The 23,008-nt window shown below is 54.8% G+C and carries 21 protein-coding genes and 5 tRNA genes; 5 read left to right on the top strand and 21 right to left on the bottom strand.

Translation table 11 applies throughout. The features are described from left to right. Positions 1-159: 159 nt before the first annotated feature. From rplL to M8318_RS10100, 11 genes are all read right to left on the bottom strand, one after another. Positions 160-525 (bottom strand): 50S ribosomal protein L7/L12, encoded by a 366-nt coding sequence (gene rplL, locus M8318_RS10150; protein ID WP_106996044.1) that lies wholly within the window; start codon positions 523-525, stop codon positions 160-162. A gap of 66 nt (positions 526-591) precedes the next feature. Next, positions 592-1,089, bottom strand: coding sequence for a 50S ribosomal protein L10 (gene rplJ, locus M8318_RS10145; RefSeq protein ID WP_024548056.1), 498 nt, complete (start codon positions 1,087-1,089; stop codon positions 592-594). Between the two features lie 291 nt (positions 1,090-1,380). Then, positions 1,381-2,085: a 50S ribosomal protein L1 gene (gene rplA / locus M8318_RS10140; RefSeq protein ID WP_006176745.1), complete on the bottom strand. Its 705-nt coding sequence runs from the start codon at positions 2,083-2,085 to the stop codon at positions 1,381-1,383. Between the two features lie 3 nt (positions 2,086-2,088). Next, the gene (gene rplK, locus M8318_RS10135; RefSeq protein WP_032615878.1) at positions 2,089-2,517 is read right to left on the bottom strand and encodes a 50S ribosomal protein L11; all 429 of its coding nucleotides are present in this window, start codon (positions 2,515-2,517) and stop codon (positions 2,089-2,091) included. A 156-nt stretch (positions 2,518-2,673) separates the two neighbouring features. Next, positions 2,674-3,219: a transcription termination/antitermination protein NusG gene (gene nusG, locus M8318_RS10130; RefSeq protein WP_106996043.1), complete on the bottom strand. Its 546-nt coding sequence runs from the start codon at positions 3,217-3,219 to the stop codon at positions 2,674-2,676. A gap of 1 nt (position 3,220) precedes the next feature. Then, entirely contained in the window at positions 3,221-3,604 is a 384-nt protein-coding gene (gene secE / locus M8318_RS10125) for a preprotein translocase subunit SecE (protein ID WP_003862342.1), read from the bottom strand. A gap of 231 nt (positions 3,605-3,835) precedes the next feature. Continuing rightward, a complete protein-coding gene (tuf, locus tag M8318_RS10120) occupies positions 3,836-5,020 on the bottom strand; it encodes an elongation factor Tu (RefSeq protein WP_166181223.1) in 1,185 nt (394 codons plus the stop codon). A 121-nt stretch (positions 5,021-5,141) separates the two neighbouring features. After that, positions 5,142-5,214, bottom strand: a tRNA-Thr gene (locus tag M8318_RS10115). Between the two features lie 6 nt (positions 5,215-5,220). Then, a tRNA-Gly gene (locus M8318_RS10110) sits at positions 5,221-5,295 on the bottom strand. A gap of 117 nt (positions 5,296-5,412) precedes the next feature. Continuing rightward, positions 5,413-5,497 (bottom strand) — tRNA-Tyr (locus M8318_RS10105). Positions 5,498-5,505: 8 nt separating this feature from the next. Next, a tRNA-Thr gene (locus tag M8318_RS10100) sits at positions 5,506-5,581 on the bottom strand. A 336-nt stretch (positions 5,582-5,917) separates the two neighbouring features. Between M8318_RS10100 and coaA the strand changes: the two genes are divergently transcribed. Then, on the top strand, positions 5,918-6,868 hold the full coding sequence (coaA, locus tag M8318_RS10095; protein WP_106995519.1) for a type I pantothenate kinase: 951 nt from the start codon (positions 5,918-5,920) through the stop codon (positions 6,866-6,868). A gap of 53 nt (positions 6,869-6,921) precedes the next feature. Here the strand turns inward: coaA and dppF are convergent, their stop codons facing one another. The 9 genes from dppF to M8318_RS10050 form a co-directional block, all read right to left on the bottom strand. After that, complete coding sequence (gene dppF, locus M8318_RS10090) at positions 6,922-7,935, bottom strand: dipeptide ABC transporter ATP-binding subunit DppF (RefSeq protein ID WP_261644975.1); 1,014 nt, start codon at positions 7,933-7,935, stop codon at positions 6,922-6,924. Then, complete coding sequence (gene dppD, locus M8318_RS10085; RefSeq protein ID WP_106995517.1) at positions 7,932-8,915, bottom strand: dipeptide ABC transporter ATP-binding protein; 984 nt, start codon at positions 8,913-8,915, stop codon at positions 7,932-7,934. Before dppD ends, dppF begins: the two co-directional genes overlap by 4 nt. A gap of 10 nt (positions 8,916-8,925) precedes the next feature. Then, positions 8,926-9,828, bottom strand: a complete 903-nt coding sequence (dppC, locus tag M8318_RS10080; RefSeq protein WP_106995516.1) for a dipeptide ABC transporter permease DppC — start codon at positions 9,826-9,828, stop codon at positions 8,926-8,928. A 9-nt stretch (positions 9,829-9,837) separates the two neighbouring features. Beyond that, a complete protein-coding gene (gene dppB / locus M8318_RS10075) occupies positions 9,838-10,857 on the bottom strand; it encodes a dipeptide ABC transporter permease DppB (protein WP_106995515.1) in 1,020 nt (339 codons plus the stop codon). Between the two features lie 177 nt (positions 10,858-11,034). Then, positions 11,035-12,642, bottom strand: coding sequence for a dipeptide ABC transporter periplasmic-binding protein DppA (dppA, locus tag M8318_RS10070; RefSeq protein ID WP_225759829.1), 1,608 nt, complete (start codon positions 12,640-12,642; stop codon positions 11,035-11,037). 646 nt (positions 12,643-13,288) lie between these two features. After that, a tRNA-Pro gene (locus M8318_RS10065) sits at positions 13,289-13,365 on the bottom strand. Positions 13,366-13,456: 91 nt separating this feature from the next. Further along, entirely contained in the window at positions 13,457-15,148 is a 1,692-nt protein-coding gene (eptB, locus tag M8318_RS10060) for a kdo(2)-lipid A phosphoethanolamine 7''-transferase (protein WP_106995512.1), read from the bottom strand. Between the two features lie 266 nt (positions 15,149-15,414). Next, complete coding sequence (locus M8318_RS10055) at positions 15,415-16,617, bottom strand: L-lactate MFS transporter (RefSeq protein WP_262662352.1); 1,203 nt, start codon at positions 16,615-16,617, stop codon at positions 15,415-15,417. A 205-nt stretch (positions 16,618-16,822) separates the two neighbouring features. Next, entirely contained in the window at positions 16,823-17,524 is a 702-nt protein-coding gene (locus M8318_RS10050; protein ID WP_262662351.1) for an autotransporter domain-containing protein, read from the bottom strand. Between the two features lie 180 nt (positions 17,525-17,704). Between M8318_RS10050 and tag the strand changes: the two genes are divergently transcribed. Both tag and M8318_RS10040 read left to right on the top strand, forming a co-directional pair. Next, on the top strand, positions 17,705-18,286 hold the full coding sequence (gene tag, locus M8318_RS10045; protein WP_262662349.1) for a DNA-3-methyladenine glycosylase I: 582 nt from the start codon (positions 17,705-17,707) through the stop codon (positions 18,284-18,286). Continuing rightward, complete coding sequence (locus M8318_RS10040; protein WP_262662347.1) at positions 18,264-18,710, top strand: N-acetyltransferase; 447 nt, start codon at positions 18,264-18,266, stop codon at positions 18,708-18,710. Before tag ends, M8318_RS10040 begins: the two co-directional genes overlap by 23 nt. Here the strand turns inward: M8318_RS10040 and M8318_RS10035 are convergent. Beyond that, on the bottom strand, positions 18,673-21,000 hold the full coding sequence (locus tag M8318_RS10035; RefSeq protein WP_408612231.1) for a molybdopterin guanine dinucleotide-containing S/N-oxide reductase: 2,328 nt from the start codon (positions 20,998-21,000) through the stop codon (positions 18,673-18,675). The genes M8318_RS10040 and M8318_RS10035 overlap by 38 nt on opposite strands. 168 nt (positions 21,001-21,168) lie before the next feature. Between M8318_RS10035 and M8318_RS10030 the strand changes: the two genes are divergently transcribed. After that, positions 21,169-21,831 (top strand): OmpA family lipoprotein, encoded by a 663-nt coding sequence (locus M8318_RS10030; protein WP_262662346.1) that lies wholly within the window; start codon positions 21,169-21,171, stop codon positions 21,829-21,831. 61 nt (positions 21,832-21,892) lie between these two features. Beyond that, positions 21,893-22,909: a LacI family DNA-binding transcriptional regulator gene (locus tag M8318_RS10025; RefSeq protein WP_262662344.1), complete on the top strand. Its 1,017-nt coding sequence runs from the start codon at positions 21,893-21,895 to the stop codon at positions 22,907-22,909. Positions 22,910-23,008 lie beyond the last annotated feature (99 nt).

Genomic DNA, 23,008 nt, shown 5'->3' with positions numbered 1-23,008 from the left:
TCGCAGTATATTAAGTCGTCGATAGAAACAAGCATTGTCAGGACAGCCAGCAGTCAAACAGTGTGAAACGCTACTGGCGCCTTACAGCGCAAAAAGGCTGGTGACTAAAAGTCACCAGCCATCAGCCTAATTTCTCAGGCTGCAACCGGAAGGGTTGGCTTATTTAACTTCAACTTCAGCGCCAGCTTCTTCCAGAGATTTTTTCAGTGCTTCTGCGTCATCTTTGCTCACGCCTTCTTTCAGCGCAGCTGGAGCAGATTCTACCAGGTCTTTAGCTTCTTTCAGACCCAGGCCAGTTGCAGAACGTACTGCTTTGATTACGGCAACTTTGTTAGCGCCAGCAGCTTTCAGAATTACGTCGAATTCAGTTTTTTCTTCAGCTACTTCAGCCGGGCCAGCAGCTACAGCTACAGCAGCAGCAGCGGAAACACCGAATTTTTCTTCCATTGCAGAGATCAGTTCTACAACGTCCATTACGGACATAGCTGCAACTGCTTCAATGATTTGATCTTTAGTGATAGACATTTAAATTGTTCCTGAAAATCAGAATAAGTTTATACGTAAGCGAATACTTGATAAAGATGACTGCTATTAAGCAGCTTCTTTCGCATCGCGAACAGCAGCCAGAGTGCGAACCAGTTTGCCAGCCGAAGCTTCTTTCATGGTTGCCATCAGGCGTGCAATTGCTTCTTCGTAGGTCGGCAGGGTTGCCAGGCGATCGATTTGCGATGCCGGGATCAACTCACCTTCAAAGGCTGCAGCTTTAACCTCAAATTTTGCATTCGCTTTCGCGAAATCTTTGAACAGACGAGCAGCAGCGCCCGGGTGTTCCATAGAATATGCAATCAAGGTTGGACCAACAAACGTGTCTTTCAGGCACTCGAACTGAGTACCTTCAACTACGCGGCGCAGCAGGGTGTTACGAACAACACGCATGTAAACGCCAGCTTCACGACCTGCTTTACGCAGTTCAGTCATTTTATCTACAGTAACGCCACGGGAATCCGCAACTACTGCAGACAGCGCGCCTTTGGCTACTTCGCTGACTTCAGCAACAATCGCTTGTTTGTCTTGAAGATTTAAAGCCATTAGCTTTGCTCCTGGATGTTTGCCGGAACTCATGTTCCGGAACTCACTTCACTCAGTCCAACGGAAAGAGCGTCTTAATACGGTGAGCAGAAACAAGCCAGAGTATCCAAAAATAATCTTAGCGTTCTGTCACCGTCTACGCAGGGGATTAAGTCTCTTGCGAAACACCTGCGGTCTTCGACGGAGGCCTGGATTAGGCCAGGCTCCAACGAACAAATCTTTTAGCCGCTAACTATTGTTAGCAAACGTGGGGGTAAGATTGTAGACAAATCCACCGCCCACGTAAAGGCATTAGTTTGCAGCAGCGCTCAGGCCAGCCTGGTCAACTGCAACACCTGCACCCATGGTGGTGGAGATGCTAACTTTCTTGATGTACACGCCTTTCGCCTGAGTTGGTTTTGCTTTTTTCAGCGCAACCAGCAGAGATTCCAGGTTTTCTTTCAGTTTGTCAGCGTCAAAGTCCACTTTACCGATGGTGGTGTGGATGATGCCGTTTTTGTCGTTACGATAACGAACCTGACCTGCTTTAGCGTTCTTAACTGCTTCAGCAACGTTAGGGGTTACAGTACCAACTTTCGGGTTTGGCATCAGGCCGCGTGGACCCAGAACCTGGCCGAGCTGGCCAACAACGCGCATTGCATCCGGGGAAGCAATAACAACGTCAAAGTTCATTTCGCCTTTCTTGATCTGATCAGCCAGATCTTCCATACCTACCAGTTCAGCGCCGGCAGCTTTAGCAGCTTCAGCGTTTGCACCCTGAGCAAATACAGCTACGCGTACGGAACGGCCAGTACCGTGTGGCAGTACAGTTGCGCCACGAACGTTCTGATCGGATTTACGAGCATCGATGCCCAGGTTAACAGCAACGTCAACGCTTTCAACGAACTTAGCGGTAGCCAGTTCTTTCAGCAGAGCGATAGCTTCGTTGATGTCGTACTGTTTGGTCGCATCAACTTTGTCACGGATCACGGACATGCGCTTGGTCAGTTTAGCCATTTCTTAGTCCTCCACTACCAGGCCCATGGAACGTGCAGTACCTTCGATGGAGCGAGTCATCGCTTCAACGTCGGAACCAGTCATGTCGGCAGCTTTGGTCTGCGCGATTTCCTGCAGCTGAGCGCGGGAAATTTTACCAACTTTATCTTTGTTCGGCTTACCGGAACCAGACTTGATACCAGCCGCTTTTTTCAGCAGTACTGCTGCCGGCGGGGTCTTGGTAACGAAAGTGAAAGAACGGTCAGCGTAAACAGTGATTACGACTGGGATTGGCAGACCTTTTTCCAGGGATTCGGTTTTGGCGTTGAACGCTTTACAGAATTCCATGATGTTCACACCTTGCTGACCCAGAGCTGGACCAACTGGTGGACTTGGGTTCGCCATACCAGCTGCAACCTGCAGCTTGACGTAGGCTTGTACTTTCTTAGCCATTCTAAAATCCTCTGATTGGGTAATAACGCCTCAAGGAGGCTCCCCGTGAATAAAAATCGTTTTACAGGCCAGGGCCCATAAAAACAAAAGGCGCGAAATTGTATTCCAATCTCGCGCCCTGTGCAACGATTAAATCGTCGCTTTTTTGATCGCTGCTTAGGCTTTTTCTACCTGGGCAAAGTCCAGCTCTACCGGGGTCGCACGACCGAAGATAGAAACGGAAACTTTCAGGCGGGACTTCTCGTAGTCCACTTCTTCAACCACGCCGTTAAAGTCAGCAAACGGACCGTCATTAACACGAACCATTTCACCCGGTTCAAACAGCGTTTTCGGACGCGGCTTATCCCCAACCTGCTGCAGGCGGTTCATAATCGCATCAACTTCTTTATCGCTGATTGGCGCCGGACGGTCAGACGTGCCGCCGATAAAGCCCATTACGCGCGGTACGCTGCGCACTAAGTGCCAGCTTGCATCGTTCATCACCATCTGAACAAGCACGTAACCCGGGAAGAATTTGCGTTCGCTTTTGCGACGCTGGCCGCCACGGATCTCGACCACTTCTTCGGTCGGAACCATAACATCGCCAAACAACTCTTCCATATTGTGTAATTTGATATGCTCACGCAGCGACGTAGCTACGCGGCCTTCAAAACCGGAAAACGCCTGAACGACGTACCAGCGCTTTTTAGGGGCTTCAGACATCTCAGAACCTCAGGCCAGTGATAAAGGATACCAGGCGAACCAGAATACCATCCAGTCCCCACAGGATCAGTGACATTACAGCGGTAACCGCAGCTACAATCAGCGTGGTGTGCAATGTTTCCTGGCGAGTCGGCCAAATGACCTTACGGACTTCGGTTCTCGCTTCGCGGGCAAAAGCAACGGTCGCTTTACCTTTGGTCGTCAACAGCGCGACACCACCCGCTGCAGCAATCAGAATAACCACTGCCAGCGCGCGTAGCGGCAGCATCATGTCGCGATACAGGTAGTTGCCCACGATTGCTACGATCAACAATACGGCTACTACTACCCATTTCATCGCTTCCAGGCCGCGCCCGCTCCCTTGAGCTTCGGTATTCGCACTCATAAACCAACCTGTCAGAAGAATTCTACAAACATTTTCACCCCGCGATAGCGAGGCGAACCAAACCGAAATGCTCTGTTGCGTTTCGGACTAAAAACGCCCTCTTCAGAGCCTGTCTCAGCAATGATTATGACAAATAAAATCACTGATGAGCCAGGTTCTGGTTCGAAAGCGTGCAAAAAGGGCATCAAATGATGCCCTTTTCATGCGCATTGCGTCAAATGTTATCAGCAATTAGCCGAGAACTTTAGCAACAACGCCCGCACCAACGGTACGGCCACCTTCACGGATTGCGAAACGCAGACCGTCGTCCATCGCGATTGGGTGGATCAGGGTGACAACCATCTTGATGTTGTCGCCTGGCATTACCATCTCAACGCCTTCTGGCAGTTCGATGGTACCGGTCACGTCAGTTGTACGGAAGTAGAACTGTGGACGGTAGCCTTTGAAGAACGGAGTATGACGGCCGCCTTCGTCTTTGGACAGAATGTACACTTCAGATTCGAACTTGGTGTGCGGCTTGATTGAGCCCGGCTTAGCCAGAACCTGGCCACGCTGGATCTCTTCACGCTTGATACCACGCAGCAGAACGCCGCAGTTCTCGCCTGCACGACCTTCGTCCAGCAGTTTGCGGAACATTTCAACGCCGGTACAGGTTGATTTCGCAGTATCTTTGATACCAACGATTTCAACTTCTTCGCCAACTTTGATGATGCCGCGCTCTACACGACCGGTAACAACAGTACCACGGCCGGAGATAGAGAATACGTCTTCGATAGGCAGCAGGAACGGCTTGTCAATCGCACGCTCTGGCTCTGGGATGTAAGAATCCAGGTAGCCAGCCAGTTCGATGATTTTCTCTTCCCACTGTGCTTCGCCTTCCAGCGCTTTCAGTGCAGAACCACGAACGATTGGGGTGTCGTCGCCCGGGAAGTCGTACTGGGACAGAAGTTCACGAACTTCCATCTCAACCAGTTCCAGCAGCTCTTCGTCATCAACCATGTCGCATTTGTTCAGGAACACGATGATGAAAGGAACGCCTACCTGACGACCCAGCAGGATGTGCTCACGGGTCTGAGGCATAGGGCCGTCAGTCGCAGCAACAACCAGGATCGCGCCGTCCATCTGCGCAGCACCGGTGATCATGTTTTTAACATAGTCGGCGTGGCCCGGGCAGTCTACGTGTGCGTAGTGGCGAGTCGGGGTGTCATATTCAACGTGGGAAGTGTTGATGGTGATACCACGAGCTTTTTCTTCTGGTGCGTTATCGATCTGATCGAATGCGCGAGCAGAACCACCGTAGGTTTTTGCCAGAACGGTAGTGATTGCAGCGGTCAGCGTTGTTTTACCATGGTCAACGTGGCCGATAGTACCGACGTTAACGTGCGGTTTTGTACGTTCAAACTTTTCTTTAGACATCGATTGTCCCTCTAAGACACGGATAAATCGGTGATATCACCACATCAACCAGGCGAAATGCCTGAACTGTTGAATTCATTTAAATTGAAACAGAGAGAAACGGGAGGGAGAAGTGAAGTGATGCTGATACCCAGAGTCGAACTGGGGACCTCACCCTTACCAAGGGTGCGCTCTACCAACTGAGCCATATCAGCACGTATTGGAGCGGGCAGCGGGAATCGAACCCGCATCATCAGCTTGGAAGGCTGAGGTAATAGCCATTATACGATGCCCGCATCCTGAAACTCGGCTACCCAGTTCTTTCTGTAACAAAAAAAGAGATTTCTCTCTTTTTAAGTTCGAGCTGGCTAATTTTTTCAACCAGCTCCGGCGGCGTTAACGCTGCCAGAAAGTGGTGGTGGGGGAAGGATTCGAACCTTCGAAGTCTGTGACGGCAGATTTACAGTCTGCTCCCTTTGGCCGCTCGGGAACCCCACCGGACTTGATGGTGCCGACTACCGGAATCGAACTGGTGACCTACTGATTACAAGTCAGTTGCTCTACCTACTGAGCTAAGTCGGCATCAAGTAGCGCGCATTTTAGGGAGACCCGCGGGTTCATGCAACTAAAAATTTGCATAAATCGTTCTTTCGCTCACATTTTGTGCGAGAAGAGCAAATAACGCTGTAATTCCAGGCAAAGGCGGGCAAATATTCATCATTTACGGCCCTGGAAAGGGGGCAAACCCGGTCTGTGACCATTCCCGCTTAACGCAACACCAGGCCATATTTTTTCTTATTATTCGGCCCATCTGGTGTTAACCTCCTGCGCATTGTCCAAAATTAACTATTATGTGATGTGCCTTCCCCCGCATGGCTAGCCTCTGATGTGGGATAGACGCCTCACTCAAGCATGCTTATGAGCAAAAAAGAGCAAACGTTAATGACGCCTTATCTCCAGTTTAGCCGCAGCCAGTGGGCTGCTCTGCGTGACTCCGTTCCTATGACCTTAACGGAAGGCGAAATCGCACGGTTAAAAGGGATAAACGAAGACCTGTCGCTTGAAGAAGTGGCCGAAATATATTTGCCTCTATCGCGTTTGCTGAATTTCTATATCAGTTCCAACCTTCGCCGGCAGGCCGTACTGGAGCAGTTCCTCGGTACTAACGGGCAGCGCATTCCTTATATCATCAGTATTGCCGGTAGCGTTGCCGTGGGTAAAAGCACCACCGCGCGCGTTCTGCAGGCGCTCCTGAGTCGCTGGCCGGAACATCGCAGCGTGGAGCTGATCACCACCGACGGTTTTCTGCATCCGAACGAGGTATTAAAAGAACGCGGTCTGATGAAGAAGAAGGGCTTCCCCCTCTCTTATGATATGCACCGTCTGGTGAAATTCGTGTCGGATCTGAAATCCGGCGTGCCAAACGTGACGGCCCCGGTCTATTCGCATCTGATTTATGACCGTATCCCTGACGGGGATAAAACGGTAGTGCAGCCGGATATCCTGATTCTGGAAGGGTTAAACGTTCTGCAGAGCGGAATGGATTATCCTCACGATCCGCATCATGTCTTCGTCTCTGACTTTGTCGATTTCTCTATCTACGTCGATGCGCCGGAAGATCTGCTGCAGAACTGGTATATCAACCGCTTCCTGAAGTTCCGCGAAGGGGCGTTCACCGATCCGGACTCTTACTTCCATAACTACGCCCAGCTCTCGAAAGAAGAGGCTATTAATGTGGCCACCTCGCTGTGGAATGAGATCAACTACGTGAACCTGAAAGAGAACATCCTGCCGACCCGCGAACGCGCCAGCCTGATCCTCACCAAGAGTGAGAAACACGCTGTCGACCATGTGCGGTTGCGAAAATAGTCTTTCATCATCCCAATAAAAAACCGGCGATTATCGCCGGTTTTTTTTATGGCTTACGCCTGGGGCTTCTCGCCGTTTTCATCCTGATCGACCGCGAAGCACGCCACCAGTTGACCGCCGTAGTCTTTTAACTGCGGTTGCAGCTGGGTGCACGGCCCAAAGCGACGACGGCAGCGGGCATTAAATGCGCAGCCCGGCGGCGGGTTGAGCGGGCTTGGCAGCTCGCCGGTCAGCTTAATACGCTCCCGACGTTCATCCGGATTCAGGCGCGGTGTCGCAGAGAGCAATGCCTGGGTATAAGGGTGGCGCGGGTTATTAAAGATCTGGTCTTTGGTCCCCTTCTCCACACAGCGTCCCAGATACATCACCATCACCTCATCAGCAATGTGCTCCACCACCGACAGGTCATGGGAGATGAAGACGTAAGACAGACCTAAATCCTGCTGCAGATCCATCATCAGGTTAAGTACCTGTGCACGGACGGAAACGTCGAGTGCGGAGACCGGTTCATCGGCGATCACCACATCCGGGTCGAGCATCAGACCACGGGCGATAGCGATACGCTGGCGCTGACCGCCGGAGAACATATGCGGATAACGATCGTAGTGCTCGGTCTTGAGCCCCACTTTCGCCATCATCGCCAGCGCCTTCTCGCGACGCTGCTCTTTGCTCAACGTGGAGTTGATCTGCAGCGGCTCCTCCAGAATCTGTCCCACTTTCTTACGCGGGTTCAGGGAACCGTACGGGTTCTGGAACACAATCTGGATTTTCTGGCGACGCAGCTTCTGCGCATCGGGATCGTGCTTGAGCAGATCCTGGCCCTGATAGTACAGCTCGCCCCCGGTCGGGGTTTCAATCATGGTCAGCAGACGGCCGAGGGTGGATTTACCGCAGCCGGACTCCCCCACCACCGCCAGCGTTTTGCCGCGCTCCAGGCTAAAGGAGACGCCATCCAGCGCTTTCACCAGGCGTTCCGGAGCAAACAGCCCCTTCTTCACCGGGTAGTGTTTTTTCAGGTCGATAGCCTGCAACAGCGGCTGTTGCAGGGTGGCCTCTTGCGTACTCATAGTGTGGGCCTCCCGGCGTCATCGAGTGGGTAGTGGCATTTAGACTGGCGACCATCGCTGAGGGTATAGAGATCCGGCTCATCGATACGGCATTTGTCCGTGGCATATGGGCAGCGCGGGTTCAGCAGACAGCCGGTCGGGCGGTCGTATTTACCCGGTACCACGCCCGGCAGTGACGCCAGACGCGCCTTGTCCTGAGCAAACTCCGGCAGGGCGCGCAGCAGGGCCTGGGTATATGGATGACGCGGCGCACGGAAGATATCGTGCGAGTTGCCGGTTTCAACCACCTGTCCGGCGTACATCACGATAATTTTGTGCGCTGCTTCGGCCACTAACGCCAGGTCATGGGTGATCAGGATCAGCGCCATGTTCTCTTTCTGCTGCAGCTCCAGCAGCAGCTCGATGATCTGCGCCTGAATGGTCACGTCCAGCGCGGTCGTCGGTTCGTCGGCAATCAGCAGCTTCGGACGACAGGCAATGGCCATGGCGATCATCACGCGCTGGCTCATCCCACCGGAGAGCTGGTGCGGATACACATCCAGACGCGAGGCCGGATCGGGAATACCTACCTGGTTCAGCAGATCAATTGCCCGCTGACGACGGGTTTGCTTATTCCCACCCTGATGCACCTTAATCGCTTCCATGATCTGGAAACCGACGGTATAGCACGGGTTAAGGCTGGTCATCGGGTCCTGGAAGATCATCGCCACTTCGGCGCCAACCAGATTGCGACGCTCTTTTTCAGAGATACGCTTCAGATCCTGGCCGTTGAACTCCAGGCTTTCCGCCATTACGCGGCCGGGGTAATCAATCAGCCCCATGATCGCCAGCGAGCTTACCGATTTACCGGAACCTGACTCACCGACAATCCCGACCACTTCACCCTGATTTACGCTGTAGCTAACCCGATCTACGGCGCGAAACTCGGAACCTACTTCACCGAAGTGCACCGATAATTTATCTACATTTAATAACGCCATCTCGTGCCTCTTACTGCTTCAGTTTGGGATCAAGTGCATCACGCAGACCATCACCCATCAGGTTAAATGCCAGCACCGTCAGCAGGATCGCCAGACCCGGGAAGGTCACGACCCACCAGGCGCTCTGCGCGAACTGCAACACGTCGGAGAGCATGGTGCCCCACTCCGGTGTTGGCGGTTGCGCACCCATGCCAAGGAAGCCAAGAGCAGCCATATCGAGAATGGCGTTAGAGAAACCGAGCGACGCCTGAACAATCAGCGGCGCAAGGCAGTTTGGAAGAATGTTGACGAACATCTGACGCATTGCCCCCGCACCCGCTACGCGGGAAGCAGTCACATAGTCGCGGTTAACCTCGACCAGTACGGCCGCACGGGTTAAGCGCACATAGTGCGGCAGCGCAACAAACGTCAGGGCCAGGGCGGCGTTGCCGATGGATGGCCCAAAGACCGCCACCAGCACCAAAGCCAGCAGCAGGCTTGGCAGCGCCAGCATGATGTCGACAACACGCATAATGATGTTATCAACCAGACCGCCGAAGTAGCCCGCCACCAGACCGAGTACCACGCCCATGATCAGCGACAGCACCACCACCAGACAGCCGACCAGCAGCGACAGACGCGCGCCGTACATCAGACGAGACAGCACATCGCGGCCTACATCGTCTGTACCCAGCAGATGCGACAGGGTACCGCCGTCCTGCCATGCAGGTGGCGCAAGTAGCGCATCACGGAACTGCTCCGCCGGGTTGTACGGCGCAAGAAAGTTCGCGAACACCGCGATCAAGATCATGATGACAACATACGCCAGCCCGACGACTGCGCCTTTGTTGCGTTTGAAGTAGTGCCAGAACTCCTGCAGCGGCGTCATTGGCACCGGTGCAGCGACCACTTTATTTTCAGAAACGTGTGACATGATGGCCCCTTACTTCTTATGACGAATACGCGGGTTCACCACGCCGTACAGCAAATCGACCAGCAGGTTGACGAGGATAATCATCGTCGCCACCAGCAGTACACCGCCCTGCACCACCGGATAATCACGGCGTTGCAGCGCGTCAATCAGCCAGCGTCCCAGACCCGGCCAGGAGAAGATGGTTTCGGTCAGGATCGCCCCTGCCAGCAACGTCCCCACCTGCAGCCCGATAACGGTCACGACCGGGAGCATGGCGTTACGCAGGGCATGGACGATGATCACCCGCATGCGGGTCAGACCTTTGGCACGGGCGGTACGGATGTAATCCTCGCCCAGCACTTCCAGCATTGACGAACGGGTCATACGCACGATAACCGCCAGTGGGATCGTACCGAGCACCATGGCCGGGAGGATCATGTGCGCCAGCGCATCGATAAAGTTGCCCTCTTCGCCCCAGATGGCCGTGTCGATCAGCATAAAGCCGGTCAGCGGGTTGGAATCGTCGAGGAAGACCATGTCGCTGACGCGTCCCGAGACGGGCGTCAGGTTCCACTGCACCGACACCAGCATAATCAGCATCATGCCCCACCAGAAGATAGGCATGGAGTAGCCGGTCAGCGCCAGGCCAACGGCCGTGTGATCAAAGATAGAGCCACGTTTCACCGCAGCCAGCACGCCCACCGGAATACCCACGGCGACGGCAAAAATCATGGCGCAGACGCCAAGCTCAAGCGTTGCCTGAAAGCGCGGAACGAACTCTTCCCACACCGGCAGACGGCTTTTCAGCGACATCCCCAAATCACCATGCAGCACGCCCCAGATATAGTGGAGATACTGCTGCCACATAGGCTTATCCAGCCCCAGTTCAGCCAACAGTTGTGCATGACGCTCAGGAGAAATTCCACGCTCGCCCGCCATAATCATTACCGGGTCACCGGGGATCATATGGACGAAGGCAAAGGTGAGAAGGGTGATACCGATAAACGTGGGGATAACAAGTCCCAGACGTCGGAGGATGAACTGCAACATAACCCGGATTCTCTCTAATGACGTACGCCTGGAGGCGTGACGTCTGTATTGCTCACAAATCTTATTCCCTCCCCTTACAGAGAGGGAATAAAGCACTGCTGCCGGGTGGCGCTACGCTTACCTGGCCTACATACCGTAGGCCAGTGCAAGCGCAGCGCCGCCTGGCATTGCTTTTAATTATTCAACAGAAACGTTTTCGAAGTGGTGTTTGCCCAGTGGATCAACCACATAGCCTTTAACTTCTTTACGCACTGGCTCGTACACGGTGGAGTGAGCGACGATCAGCGCTGGCGCCTGGTCATGCATCACAACCTGAGCCTGTTTGTACAGTTCGATACGCTTGTTGTGGTCGTCGGTAGCACGTGCCGGCTGAATCAGATCTTCAAACGGCTTGTAGCACCAGCGAGAGTAGTTAGAACCTTGTTTTGCTGCATCACAGCTGAACAGGGTCGCGAAGAAGTTATCTGGATCCCCATTGTCGCCGGTCCAGCCCATCATCACTGCCTGGTGCTCACCTGCTTTAGCACGCTTCAGGTATTCGCCCCACTCGTAGGTCACGATCTTGGCCTGAACGCCGATTTTTGCCCAGTCAGCCTGAACCATCTCGGCCATACGGCGCGCGTTCGGGTTGTAAGGACGCTGTACCGGCATCGCCCACAGCTCAACGGTAAAGCCTTTATCCTGGCCCGCTTCTTTCAGCAGTGCTTTCGCTTTCTCAACGTCATAGGTGTAATCCTTAACGTCGTCGTTGTAGCCCCACATGGTTGGTGGGATCAGGTTCTTCGCGGCAACGCCAGCGCCCTGATAAACGGCCTTGATGATCGCTTCTTTGTTCACCGCGTAAGTCAGCGCCTGACGCACTTTCACGTCATCAAACGGTTTCTTTTCGGTATTGAAGGAGAGATAGCCGACGTTCAGGCCCGCCTGCTCGTGCAGGGTGATGTTCTTGTCCTGCTTCATGCGCGCGATATCAGCCGGGTTCGGGTACGGCATCACCTGGCACTCGTTCTTCTGCAGTTTGGCGTAACGCACGGAGGCATCAGGCGTGATGGAGAAGACCAGACGGTCGATCTGCGGCTTGGTGCCCCAGTAACCTTCGAACGCTTTGTACAGAATACGGGAGTCTTTCTGGTACTGCTGCATCTGGAATGGACCGGTACCGATTGGGTTCAGATCCACTTTCTCCGGCGTACCGGCTTTCAGCATGTTGTCCGCATATTCTTTTGACAGAATAGAGGCGAAGTCCATGGCCAGGTCAGCCAGGAATGGCGCTTCCGGACGGCTCAGGACGAACTGAACGGTGTTGTCGTCCACTTTTTTGATTTCGCTGATCAGGTCTGGCAGACCCATCCCTTCGAAGTACTCATAGCTGCCACCAGAAACTTTGTGATACGGGTTCTGGGCATTTTTCTGACGGTCGAAGGAGAACACCACGTCGTCGGCATTCAGCTCACGCGTCGGTTTGAAATCTTTACTGTCCTGCCACTTCACGCCCTGACGCAGGTGGAAGGTATAGGTTTTACCGTCTTCGCTGACTTCCCACTTCTCAGCCAGACCCGGAATAACTTCCGTGGTACCGATTTTGAATTCAACCAGGCGGTTATAGATTGGTACAGAGCTGGCGTCGTACGTCGTACCAGAAGTAAAGAGCTGTGGGTTAAAGCCTTCCGGCGAGCCTTCAGAACAGTAGACCAGGGTTTTTGCCTGTACGCCTGCTGCGACGGTCATAGCCACCAGGCTCAGACCAAGCTTCAGCATCCCTGACTTCTTCAAGGAAATACTCATTGTTATTCTGCTCCAATGTGATGTTTTTTGTTGTGTTACTCCGCCTGACCTTTAATTTATTTTTTACCCGGTCCGGTCGGTGTTGCCCTGAGGCGTTATAAGGGATGGAGATTCCTTTCAGAAGAGCGACTGAGTTGCAGCGCAGATCCTCCCTGAAGTGCCCCTCGTGCCCTACAATCTGTCAACAGAATGTGAAAACGTCAATACAGGTGACGGGGATTTACGCTAAGTGTGAGAATTGGCAAACAAAGATTAAAAAAACTACCGGAGCGTATTTTCAGCAGGGAAATTTATGCTACCCGCCATGATGCAGCACAACTCTCTACGCAATCTGCTACAACCAGTGATTAACATTTATTCAACCGGCGTAAATTTTCTTACGGAATGGCGATTATCTGCGCACTAAATGCCATGAACGTTAAAACGCACAGGGGAAAATGCTGAGGTTATCCATAAGCAACGCGAAAAAAGATCAATCCAAAGATAAAAAAATACAATGGAATATGTCACATAATGGTTAACAGGCAGGGGGAACGAGAGGTAGGCCGTGTTTTAGTAAGTCTGGAAAGATAAGGCTTTAATGCTTTGGACTTCCACGGACGATAAATGCAAAAAAGCCCCGCTCTTAGAGCGGGGCTTTCGAATGTGGTCGGCGAGAGAGGATTCGAACCTCCGACCCACTGGTCCCAAACCAGTTGCGCTACCAAGCTGCGCTACTCGCCGTTTGCGGAGCGCATCTTACTGCTACGCCCCATCTCCGTCAATCCCTTATTTTGCAAAAGCCTTTCAATCGGCTATAAAGTCGCCAGGCCTGTTACTTTGCGGCTTTTGCAGCACCGTCTGGCACTTTACACCAGTTGTTATTCTCGTTAATCCCGCCGTCTGGCGAGGTGTAACCGAGGCAACCGAGAATAGTGTCGTACAACTCCACATGACGACGCGCCACTTTCATATCCGCCTGCTCTTTCAGATGAGCGAACATTTTGGCTTTATCCGGGTTCTCCAGATATTTGTCAGACATCCACACCATCATCGGCACGCGGAACTGCTCCGGTGGTGCCATCTTGCGCGGCGTACCGTGCAGGTGCTCTTTCTCGTTAATCGACTCACCATGGTCGGCGGCGTAGAAGACGATCGCCTTCTTATCGCGCACCTGGTCAATCACGCTGTCGATAAAGTGATCCACGTAGGTCACCGAGTTATCGTAAGAGTTGATCAGCTGCGCTTTGGTACAGTCTTTATCCACGCCCTTACACTCCGGCGTCCATTTGGCAAAGCTACGCGGATAACGCTGGGTGTAGTTAAAGTGCGACCCTTTGGTATGCAGGATGATCATATGTTTACCGTTCTGGTTGCCCTGCAGGGAGCGCTGCATCTCATCGATTAGCAGCATATCGTCCACACTCTTACCGCGGTTACGCGGCTCGGCGCCAATCTGCTCGCGGTAGGCGATGTTGTTGGCCATGGTGTTGCTGTAGAACCACATCTCGCTCTGCATCGCGTAGAGGTCGGAGCTAAAGCCAAGCTGACGCAGTACCGAGAAGACGTTCTGCTCTTTCAGCGTTCGCTGTGGGTTATCGCTTGCCCCGCCCTCACGCACGAACATACAGCGCAGCGAGAGCTTGGTGGCGGTATCACAGGAATATCCGCGGAAGGCGACGAGGTTTTTCTCCTGCGCCAGCTTCGGCGTAGTATCCCGCTCATAGCCCAGCATGCCCATATGATCCCAGCGCGTGGTTTCACCAATAATGAACACCACGTAGGTATCGTCGATATCCGTCGGTGCCTGATAGGTGAATTTCTTCGCCGGGTTCATCAGCGATTTATTATCGGAGGACTCATCCACTTGCGCCCAGGCATATAACCCCAGCGCGGAGATCCAGTTGGACGGCAGATAGGAGTTCGCCACCACGCCGCCGTAGCTCGGCATATCCACGCCAGAGGTACGCTCTACGTTTTTCTGTTGCAGGTCGAGCAGGCGGATTGGCCCCCAGACCATTAATCCTGCCAGCACCACTACCGCGGCGCTGCGGATGCGCTGCCCTGGCGTACGCAGCTGGCGCAATAAGGTATAGCGGCAGCGGTTGTTCCAGATAAGCAGCAGCGGCAGAATGCTGACGCAAACCAGCCAGAGAATAAAGTGCAAACCGACCACCTCTTTCGAGAGGTCGATATCCGTGGTCATCACCGAGGCAATAATGCCGTAGCCAATCACCACGTTCATAAAGGTCATGTAATAGCTGGCACCGGCCGAGCACAACACCACCAGCGTGGCGAGTACGCGCCAGATCCGCCGTCCAAACAGCGACAGCAAACGCAGCAGAAAGAAGGTAACCAGCACAGTGGCAACCAGTTCGACGACCGCGGCGATTCCTTTCCAGGCGGTAAAGTCTTGCGCATAACCATCAAACCGACGGAAAAAAACCGCGCCATTCATAAACAGACCGATGTACAACGCGAGCAAAAAACTGAGCTTTTGTTGCGTCATCGCTTTGATATATTTCATTAATGCAACCTGGAGAAGGGTAAAATAGAACCGTTTCACTTTTGGTCAAAAAGCAAACAGGATAATTCATTGCTCAGGGGACCGTTCTCGTAAACGTCTTTAAGCGCGGTAAGTAGACCACAGGGAAAAGAAAAAGTGGCAGCTTAGAATGTGATCCCTGCAAATATTTACAAAAAAACAAGTCCGATGACATACCTGCGGCCTGCTCTTTAACTATTGCAGAAACAAAAAAGGCCGGAATATCCGGCCCTTAGGGTGAGTTTTAATCAGGCATGCGCTTCGTTAAATATTTCGCGCTGCGGCTGGCGAATAGTGGTGGAAAGCGCCAGGGAGAGGATCAGCAGGGCAAATATAACGCAGAAGGTGACATAAAAGCCGCCGAACAGCGAAGCAATAAGCGAACCGCAAATACTGCCGATACCAAAACCTAAATAAATCACGCCGTAGTTTTTCGCCAGGTTATTCAGGCCGAAGAATTCACTGACCAGCGACGGGAATACGGTAATGGTGCCGCCGAAGTTAAATGCGACGCAGGCGATAGCGGCGAAGAAGGTCATTTCGTTGAGCGGCGCGAATAACAGCGCTGCCATCCCCACCAGCGATACCACCTGGCCGATCGTGATCACGCGGATACGGGCGATTTTATCGGAGAGGATCCCCAGCACCAGGCGGCCAGAGAGGTTAGCGATGGAGATAATGGTGACCGCGTTGGCCGCGGTTGCGGCATCCAGCTTCACCATCCCCTGGGCGATATCTTTCGCCACACCAATCACATACAGACCACTCATGCAGGCGGTCAGGAACATCACCGCCAGCATCCAGTACTGCGGTTTACGCATGGACTGGGCCAGAGTGAAGTCGTTCTCCACCACGCCGTTAACGGATTTCACTTCCTGCTGCGGGGCATCTTTCATCAGCGTCGCCCCGAACAGGATCATCACCAGCACGATAGCGCCCCAGATCATGAAGGTCTTTTCCAGGCCGACGGTAGCCAGCAGATGGCTGTCGATGAATTTGAAGCCCAGGCTGCCGAGACCATAAGAACCAATGGCGAAGGCGGAGATCAACCCTTTACGCTCCGGGAACCACTTCACGCAGTTGGACAGCGTTAACAGGTAGCCTGCGCCATCTGCCAGCCCCACCAGCACCCCGGCGCTCAGCCACAGCATCATCAGGTTGCTGGAGTGGGCGGTCAGGAAGAAGCCGACCCCCAGCAAAATCCCGGAGGCCATGGTGACGCGTTTCACGCCGAAGCGTTCCTGTAATTTACCGGCGATAGAGGATGAAAGCGCCAGACCCAGGCTCAGCAGGCCAAAGGAGAAGGCCACCTGGCTGACCGGAGCATCGAGTTTATCGGAGAGGGCGCTATTAAACAGGCTCCAGGTATAGACTGAACCCAGAGCAAACTGGGTCACGATGGTGCCGATAAGGGTTAGCCAGCGAGTGCGGTTATACGTTGAGGTATTCATGGCAGTTGTCCTGCAGCAGAAAAAAGGGAAGTTCACTGCTGACAACGATAACCAAAACCCTACATGAGCAGGGGTAAAACGGCATGAAATGCAGACGGGACGGAATGAAATGCCAGAAATCAGGAATGAATGACCTGGACTATCGTCTGAACCCGCCCCGGATAAGCGAACTCCCGGTGCCGACCAGGTCATTCATGCACTGAATTCAGAACCTGGCGCTGACGCCGAGGGTATAGAGATAATCTTCTCCGGTGGTCATGTTTTCGGCCTGCGACATTGAGGCATAGGCCGCCATGTACGGGTTGAGCAGCATATCCGCCCCGACGGTGACATCCATCCAGTTGCCGTACTGCGTCGAGGGAGCCAGGCGCCCCAGGCCGGACTGCATCTTCCACTGATTATCACCGAACTGCTGGTTATAGCTGATTTGCGCCCAGGGTCGCACATCCCCCAGTCGCGTATCGACGCGCCAGCCCAGGGTGCTGACGCTGGCATGCCATAGCGGGTCGATCAGCGATTGGGTATTCACGCTGTCGCCAAACTCGTTAACCATATTGGGCGTGGAGCCGTCGTAATGCCAGGCGGCAACCGGTCCGGTGGTGAAACGGCGGGCAACGGGAATACTCCACCCCACGCTCATTGAACTGGTCGCATCCGTCGGGGACGAATCGGGCAAGTTCAGCGCCAGACCAGGCGTATTCTGCGAAGAGAGGATCCGCTCTTTGAGAATGTCCTCATAACGCGGTTGGTGATCGTCGTCCCATGTATAACGCTCAGTGGTATTACTTTTTGTATCCGAAACGATATATTCCTGTTGCCAGGCATTTGCTGTGTTGCCTGTCAGCAGACAGGCTAAGAAACTCACCAGGCCCGGGGCATGGCGGCCACTTATTTTTTTTATAATCATCAAAGCGACTCCAGAGAAGAGCCGAATTCGGCGATATTTGTGATTGTTTATAGTAAGGCTACGCGGCGACATGAAGAATGTTGCGTATCAGCCTGTATTAACTATTGTCTCTTTAGGTGACACGTCAAGCCGGGTCGATTGAAATTTTTGCGATTTCATGAGCAATAAGGGAGAGAACCGATGCAACGTTGTGGCTGGGTTAGCCAGGATCCGCTCTACATCGCCTATCACGATAAAGAGTGGGGCGTGCCGGAAACTGACGGAAAGAATTTGTTTGAGATGATCTGCCTTGAGGGCCAGCAGGCCGGATTATCCTGGATCACCGTGCTTAAAAAGCGGGAGAACTATCGCCAGGCCTTTCATCAGTTCGACCCGGTTCTGGTCGCCGGGATGACCCCTGAGGATGTCGACAGGTTAGTGCTGGATGCGGGCATTATTCGCCATCGCGGCAAAATCGAAGCCATTATCGGCAACGCCCGGGCTTATCTGGCGATGGAAGAGTACGGCGAGCGCTTTACCGATTTCGTCTGGTCTTTTGTCGATAACACCCCGCAGGTGACCCGGGCGGCGACGCTGGCAGAGATCCCCACCTCCACGCCCGCCTCAGACGCGCTGTCGAAGGCGCTGAAAAAGCGCGGCTTTAAGTTCGTCGGCACCACCATTTGTTACTCCTTTATGCAGGCCTGCGGGCTGGTCAACGATCACGTCACCGTCTGCCACTGTCATCCCGGAGGTCAACATGATCCGCAAATGGCTCAATGAGGATATCGAACCTCTGCTGGCTCTCTGGCTTGAAAGCACCACTGTCGCCCATCCGTTTATCGACGCGCAGTACTGGCAGGAGAGCGAGGCGGTGGTACGGGAGGTCTACCTGCCGTCGGCAGAGACCTGGGTGTGGGAAGAGGATGGCCAGCTTCGGGGCTTCATCAGCGTGATGCAGTCAGTCTATGTCGGTGCGCTGTTTGTCGACCCGGCGTATGCCGGACAGGGGATCGGGCATGCGCTGATCCACCATGTGCAGCAGCGCTACCCGTCATTAAGTCTGGAGGTTTACCAGAAGAACAGCCGGGCGGTGAATTTCTACCATACTCAGGGCTTTCGGATTGAAGACAGCGCCTGGCAGGAAGATACCCAACACCCGACCTGGCTTATGAGCTGGCAGGCGGATCAAACGCCGTTAGCGTAAGCGTCGGCCCCTGATATTTTTCCAGCCATGCCAGCGCGGTATTCCCCGCACAGCCGTTCCCCAGCTTCGAGCTGGGGAGATCTTTGGTCAGCACGTTGACCGCCCCGTTCTTACAAATTCCGCCATTATCACCATCCAGATCCGGCCATGCTCCCTGATGAATGCAGATCACCCCAGGCTTGATGCCGTCGCTGACCACCGCCCCGGCCAGCACCTGGCCGCGATGGTTCCAGACCCGCACCACGTCGCCATCGGCAATGCCGCGCGCCTTCGCGTCATCCGGGTGCAGCGTCACCGGCTCGCGCCCGGCCACCGCGTACTGCTCACGCAGGGAGGAGTAGTTCAGCTGGCTGTGCAGACGGTGCGCCGGATGGGCAGAGAGGATCTGCAGCTGCTCCGGCTCGGCATTGCCATGCCACTCGTCCGGCTCCAGCCACATCGGGTGCGGCGGACAGTCGGCATAGTTGTAGCTGGCGATACGCTCAGAGTGGATCACAATTTTACCGCTCTCGGTTTTCAGCGGATGGCTCTCGGGATCGCGACGGAAATCGGCGAAGCGCACGAACGTCGCGTTCTCCTCGGACTCCGGCATTTCAACGATGGCATTGGCCTCCCAGAACTCGGCAAAGGGCGCTAACGTCACCCCCTGTGCTGCGCCGCGCTGCCCGGCGATCTGGTAGAAGGTCTCCAGCCACTCGAGATCGGTTTTACCCTCGGTAAATCGCTCGCGCCCGCCCTGCTCCCAGCGTTCGCTCAGCTCGGCAAATACCTCCAGGTCATCCCGCGCTTCATCCCGTGGTGCCACGACCCGTTTCATCGGCACCATATGCTGGTTGCTGTAATCCCCGGTCATGGTCATGTCATTACGTTCAAACGAGGTGGTCGCCGGCAGCACGATATCGGCATGCTTCGCCGCCGCGGTCCAGAAGCACTCGGAGATGACCACCAGCTCCGGCTTTTGCCAGGCGCGGATCAGTCGGTTAGTGTCCTGATGATGGGTAAAGTTGGCGCCACCCGCCCACCAGACGAAGCGAATATCCGGGAAGTGGCGATCCAGCCCGTTGTGCTGATAGAAGCCGCCCGGTTTTTCCAGCGCCTCGACAATCCGGGCGACCGGGAATTTATCCACCGCGTCCGTACCGCCTTTGACCGACCCCTGCATGGAAGCCAGTACCGCCGCGCGCCGCGTTGGGTTCCCGCCGTTGGCAAAGTGGTATGAAAGACCAAAGCCGCCGCCCGGGGTGCCAATCTGGCCGAGCATCGCTGCGAGGGTGACCAGCATCCAGTGTTTCTGCTCGCCAAACTGCTGGCGCTGCATGCCCCAGCCGGACATCAGCATGGTGGTATTATTGTGGAATAACGCCGCCAGTTCGCGGATTTTGTCTGCCGGAACGCCGCAGATGTCGGCAGCCCACTCGGCGGTTTTGGCGATACCGTCGGTCGCGCCGAGCAGGTAATCGGCAAATTTTTGATAGCCGCTGGTACAGCGGGCGAGAAACGCCTCGTCCTGCCAGCCGTTCTCCACCAGCGTATGAGCGATCCCCAGCATCATCGCCACATCGGTGCCCATATGCGGGGCGATCCACTCGGCGCTTTCGCCAAAGAAATCCATGGTTTCGGAGCGCATCGGATCGATACAGATCAGGCGCTTGCCGCTTTTACGCAGCGCGTCGAAATACGGGATCCCCTGCTCATCGCTGGCGTTCCAGGCAATTTTCAGGGTATTGAGCGGGTTGGCGCTCCACAGCACCACCACGTCGCTGTGCTCCAGCACCAGCGGCCAGCTGGTCTGCTGCTGGTACACCTCGTTGCCACCCACCACATAGGGCATGATGGCCTGCGCCGCACCGGTGGAGTAATCCCCCAGATGACCGGTGTAGCCACCCGCCAGGCTCATATAGCGCTGAAGCAGGGTCGCGGCCTTGTGCAACACGCCGTTCGAGCGCCAGCCGTACGACCCGGCAAAAATGGACGACGGGCCATAGTTCTCACGAATGCGTTTATGCTGCGCGTCGATAAGATCCAGCGCCTGATCCCAGCTGACGCGCACAAACTCATCCTGCCCGCGCACCCCCTGTGGGTTATCCGGCGACGCCAGAAAGCCTTTACGGACCATCGGCCAGCGCACGCGGGTTTTGCTGTGCACCTGGTCGCGCACTGCGGTTTGCAGAGAGTTAGGGTGCTGCGTCGGCAACGCGCCACGGGACGAGATCACCCTGTCGCCGTCGGTTTCGACCAGCATGGGCCCCCAGTGGGCTGCCGTCAGAATGGTTTTTGTAGAAGTGGTCACAGCGTGTGCTCCTGGATTGCCGGTTGCAGGTTTTCTCAGCCTTCATTGAGGCTGTTTATGATTCGTCACAAATTTAAGAGTTATCCCCGGAATTTTCTCCGTAACTGCACGTCATAATCAACCGCCACGCCCGTCGTGGCAAAGAATAAAAAAGCTTAAGGAAAGAAGATGAAAAAAAGCGCACTTATGATTGCCGCCGTAGTCAGCGGCGCACTGGTTGTTTCAGGCTGCACCACCAACCCTTACACCGGCGAACGCGAAGCGGGTAAATCAGGTATTGGCGCGGGCATCGGCTCCCTGGTCGGCGCGGGTGTTGGCGTCCTCTCCTCCTCGAAAAAAGATCGCGGCAAAGGCGCTCTGATTGGAGCCGCAGCAGGTGCCGCGCTGGGCGGCGGTGCCGGTTATTACATGGACGTGCAGGAAGCGAAGCTGCGCGACAAGATGAAGGGTACCGGCGTGAGCGTCACCCGCAGCGGCGATAACATCATTCTGAACATGCCGAACAACGTGACCTTCGACAGCAGCAGCGCGACGCTGAAACCTGAAGGTGCCAACACCCTGACCGGCGTGGCGATGGTGCTGAAAGAGTACGAAAAAACCGCGGTGAACGTGCTGGGCTATACCGACAGCACCGGTAGCCAGGATCTGAACATGCGTCTCTCCCAGCAGCGTGCCGACGCGGTAGCCAGCGCCCTGATCACCCAGAACGTCGCGGCAAACCGCATTCGCACCAGCGGCATGGGCCCGGCCAATCCGATCGCCAGCAACAGCACGGCGGAAGGCAAAGCGCAGAACCGCCGCGTGGAGATCACGCTTAGCCCGATCCAGTAAGGAGCTTGCCATCGCTGATTTTCACGCTAAGGTGTTCTCACTTAAGGCAAGGAAATCAGCGATGAGCAAATCAACACGGCCCACCATCAGCGACGTGGCGAAAGCCGCAAAAACCGGTAAAACCAGCATCTCCCGTTATCTCAACGGCGAAAAACACCTGCTGTCCGACGCGCTGCTGGCCCGCATTGAACAGGCTATCGCCGACCTCGACTATCGCCCGAGCCTGATGGCCCGTGGTCTCAAGCGTGGCAAAACCCGTCTCATTGGCCTGATCATCGCCGATATCACCAACCCCTACTCCGTTAACGTTCTCAGCGGCATCGAAGCCGCGTGCCGAGAAAAAGGGTTTACCCCGCTGGTGTGCAACACCAACAACGAAGTCGACCAGGAGCTGCACTACCTGGATCTGCTGCGCAGCTATCAGGTGGAAGGCATCGTGGTTAACGCCGTGGGCATGCGCGAGGAGGGGCTGAACCGCCTGCAGCAGTCGGCCCTGCCGATGGTGCTGATTGACCGCAAAATCCCCGATTTCGCCTGCGATGTGGTGGGACTGGATAATACTCAAGCTGCGACCACCGCTACCGAACATCTGATTGAACAAGGCTTTGAAGCGATCCTGTTCCTGAGTGAACCGCTGGGGATGGTCAATACCCGCCGCGAACGCCTGAGCGCCTTTCGCTCCACTCTCGCCCGCTATGCTGGCGTGGTCGCTGAAAACGTCGAAATCCCGCTTCACGAGTCTGAGCAGCTGGACAACGCCCTGCGCCAGTTTCACACCCGCCATCGCGGGATGCGCAAGGCGGTGATCTCCGCAAACGGCGCGCTGACACTGCAGATTGCCCGAGCGCTGAAGCGCATTGGCCTGCACTGGGGCAGCGACATCGGCCTGCTGGGTTTTGACGAACTGGAGTGGGCGGAGCTGGCAGGCGTCGGCATTACCACCCTCAAACAACCCACATGGCAGATTGGTTTCGCTGCCGTCGAGCAGGTGGTCCGCCGGATTAACGGCGCGGATGAGGCCGTTCGCGAGCAGGTCTTCTCCGGCGAGCTGATCGTCCGCGGTTCCACGTCACGTTAACCCCCTTCGTGATGGCGATCATAAATCCAGCATCCTGAACTTTTCTTTGGAACCGGTTCCATCTAGCGTAAAGAGTATCAGCTACGTGATGGAGTCCGC

This window comes from Leclercia tamurae, from assembly GCF_025566055.1.
Classification (GTDB): domain Bacteria; phylum Pseudomonadota; class Gammaproteobacteria; order Enterobacterales; family Enterobacteriaceae; genus Enterobacter; species Enterobacter tamurae.
The sequence above is the reverse complement of the archived record's forward strand: the minus strand, read 5'-3'. Positions and strand labels throughout refer to the sequence as shown.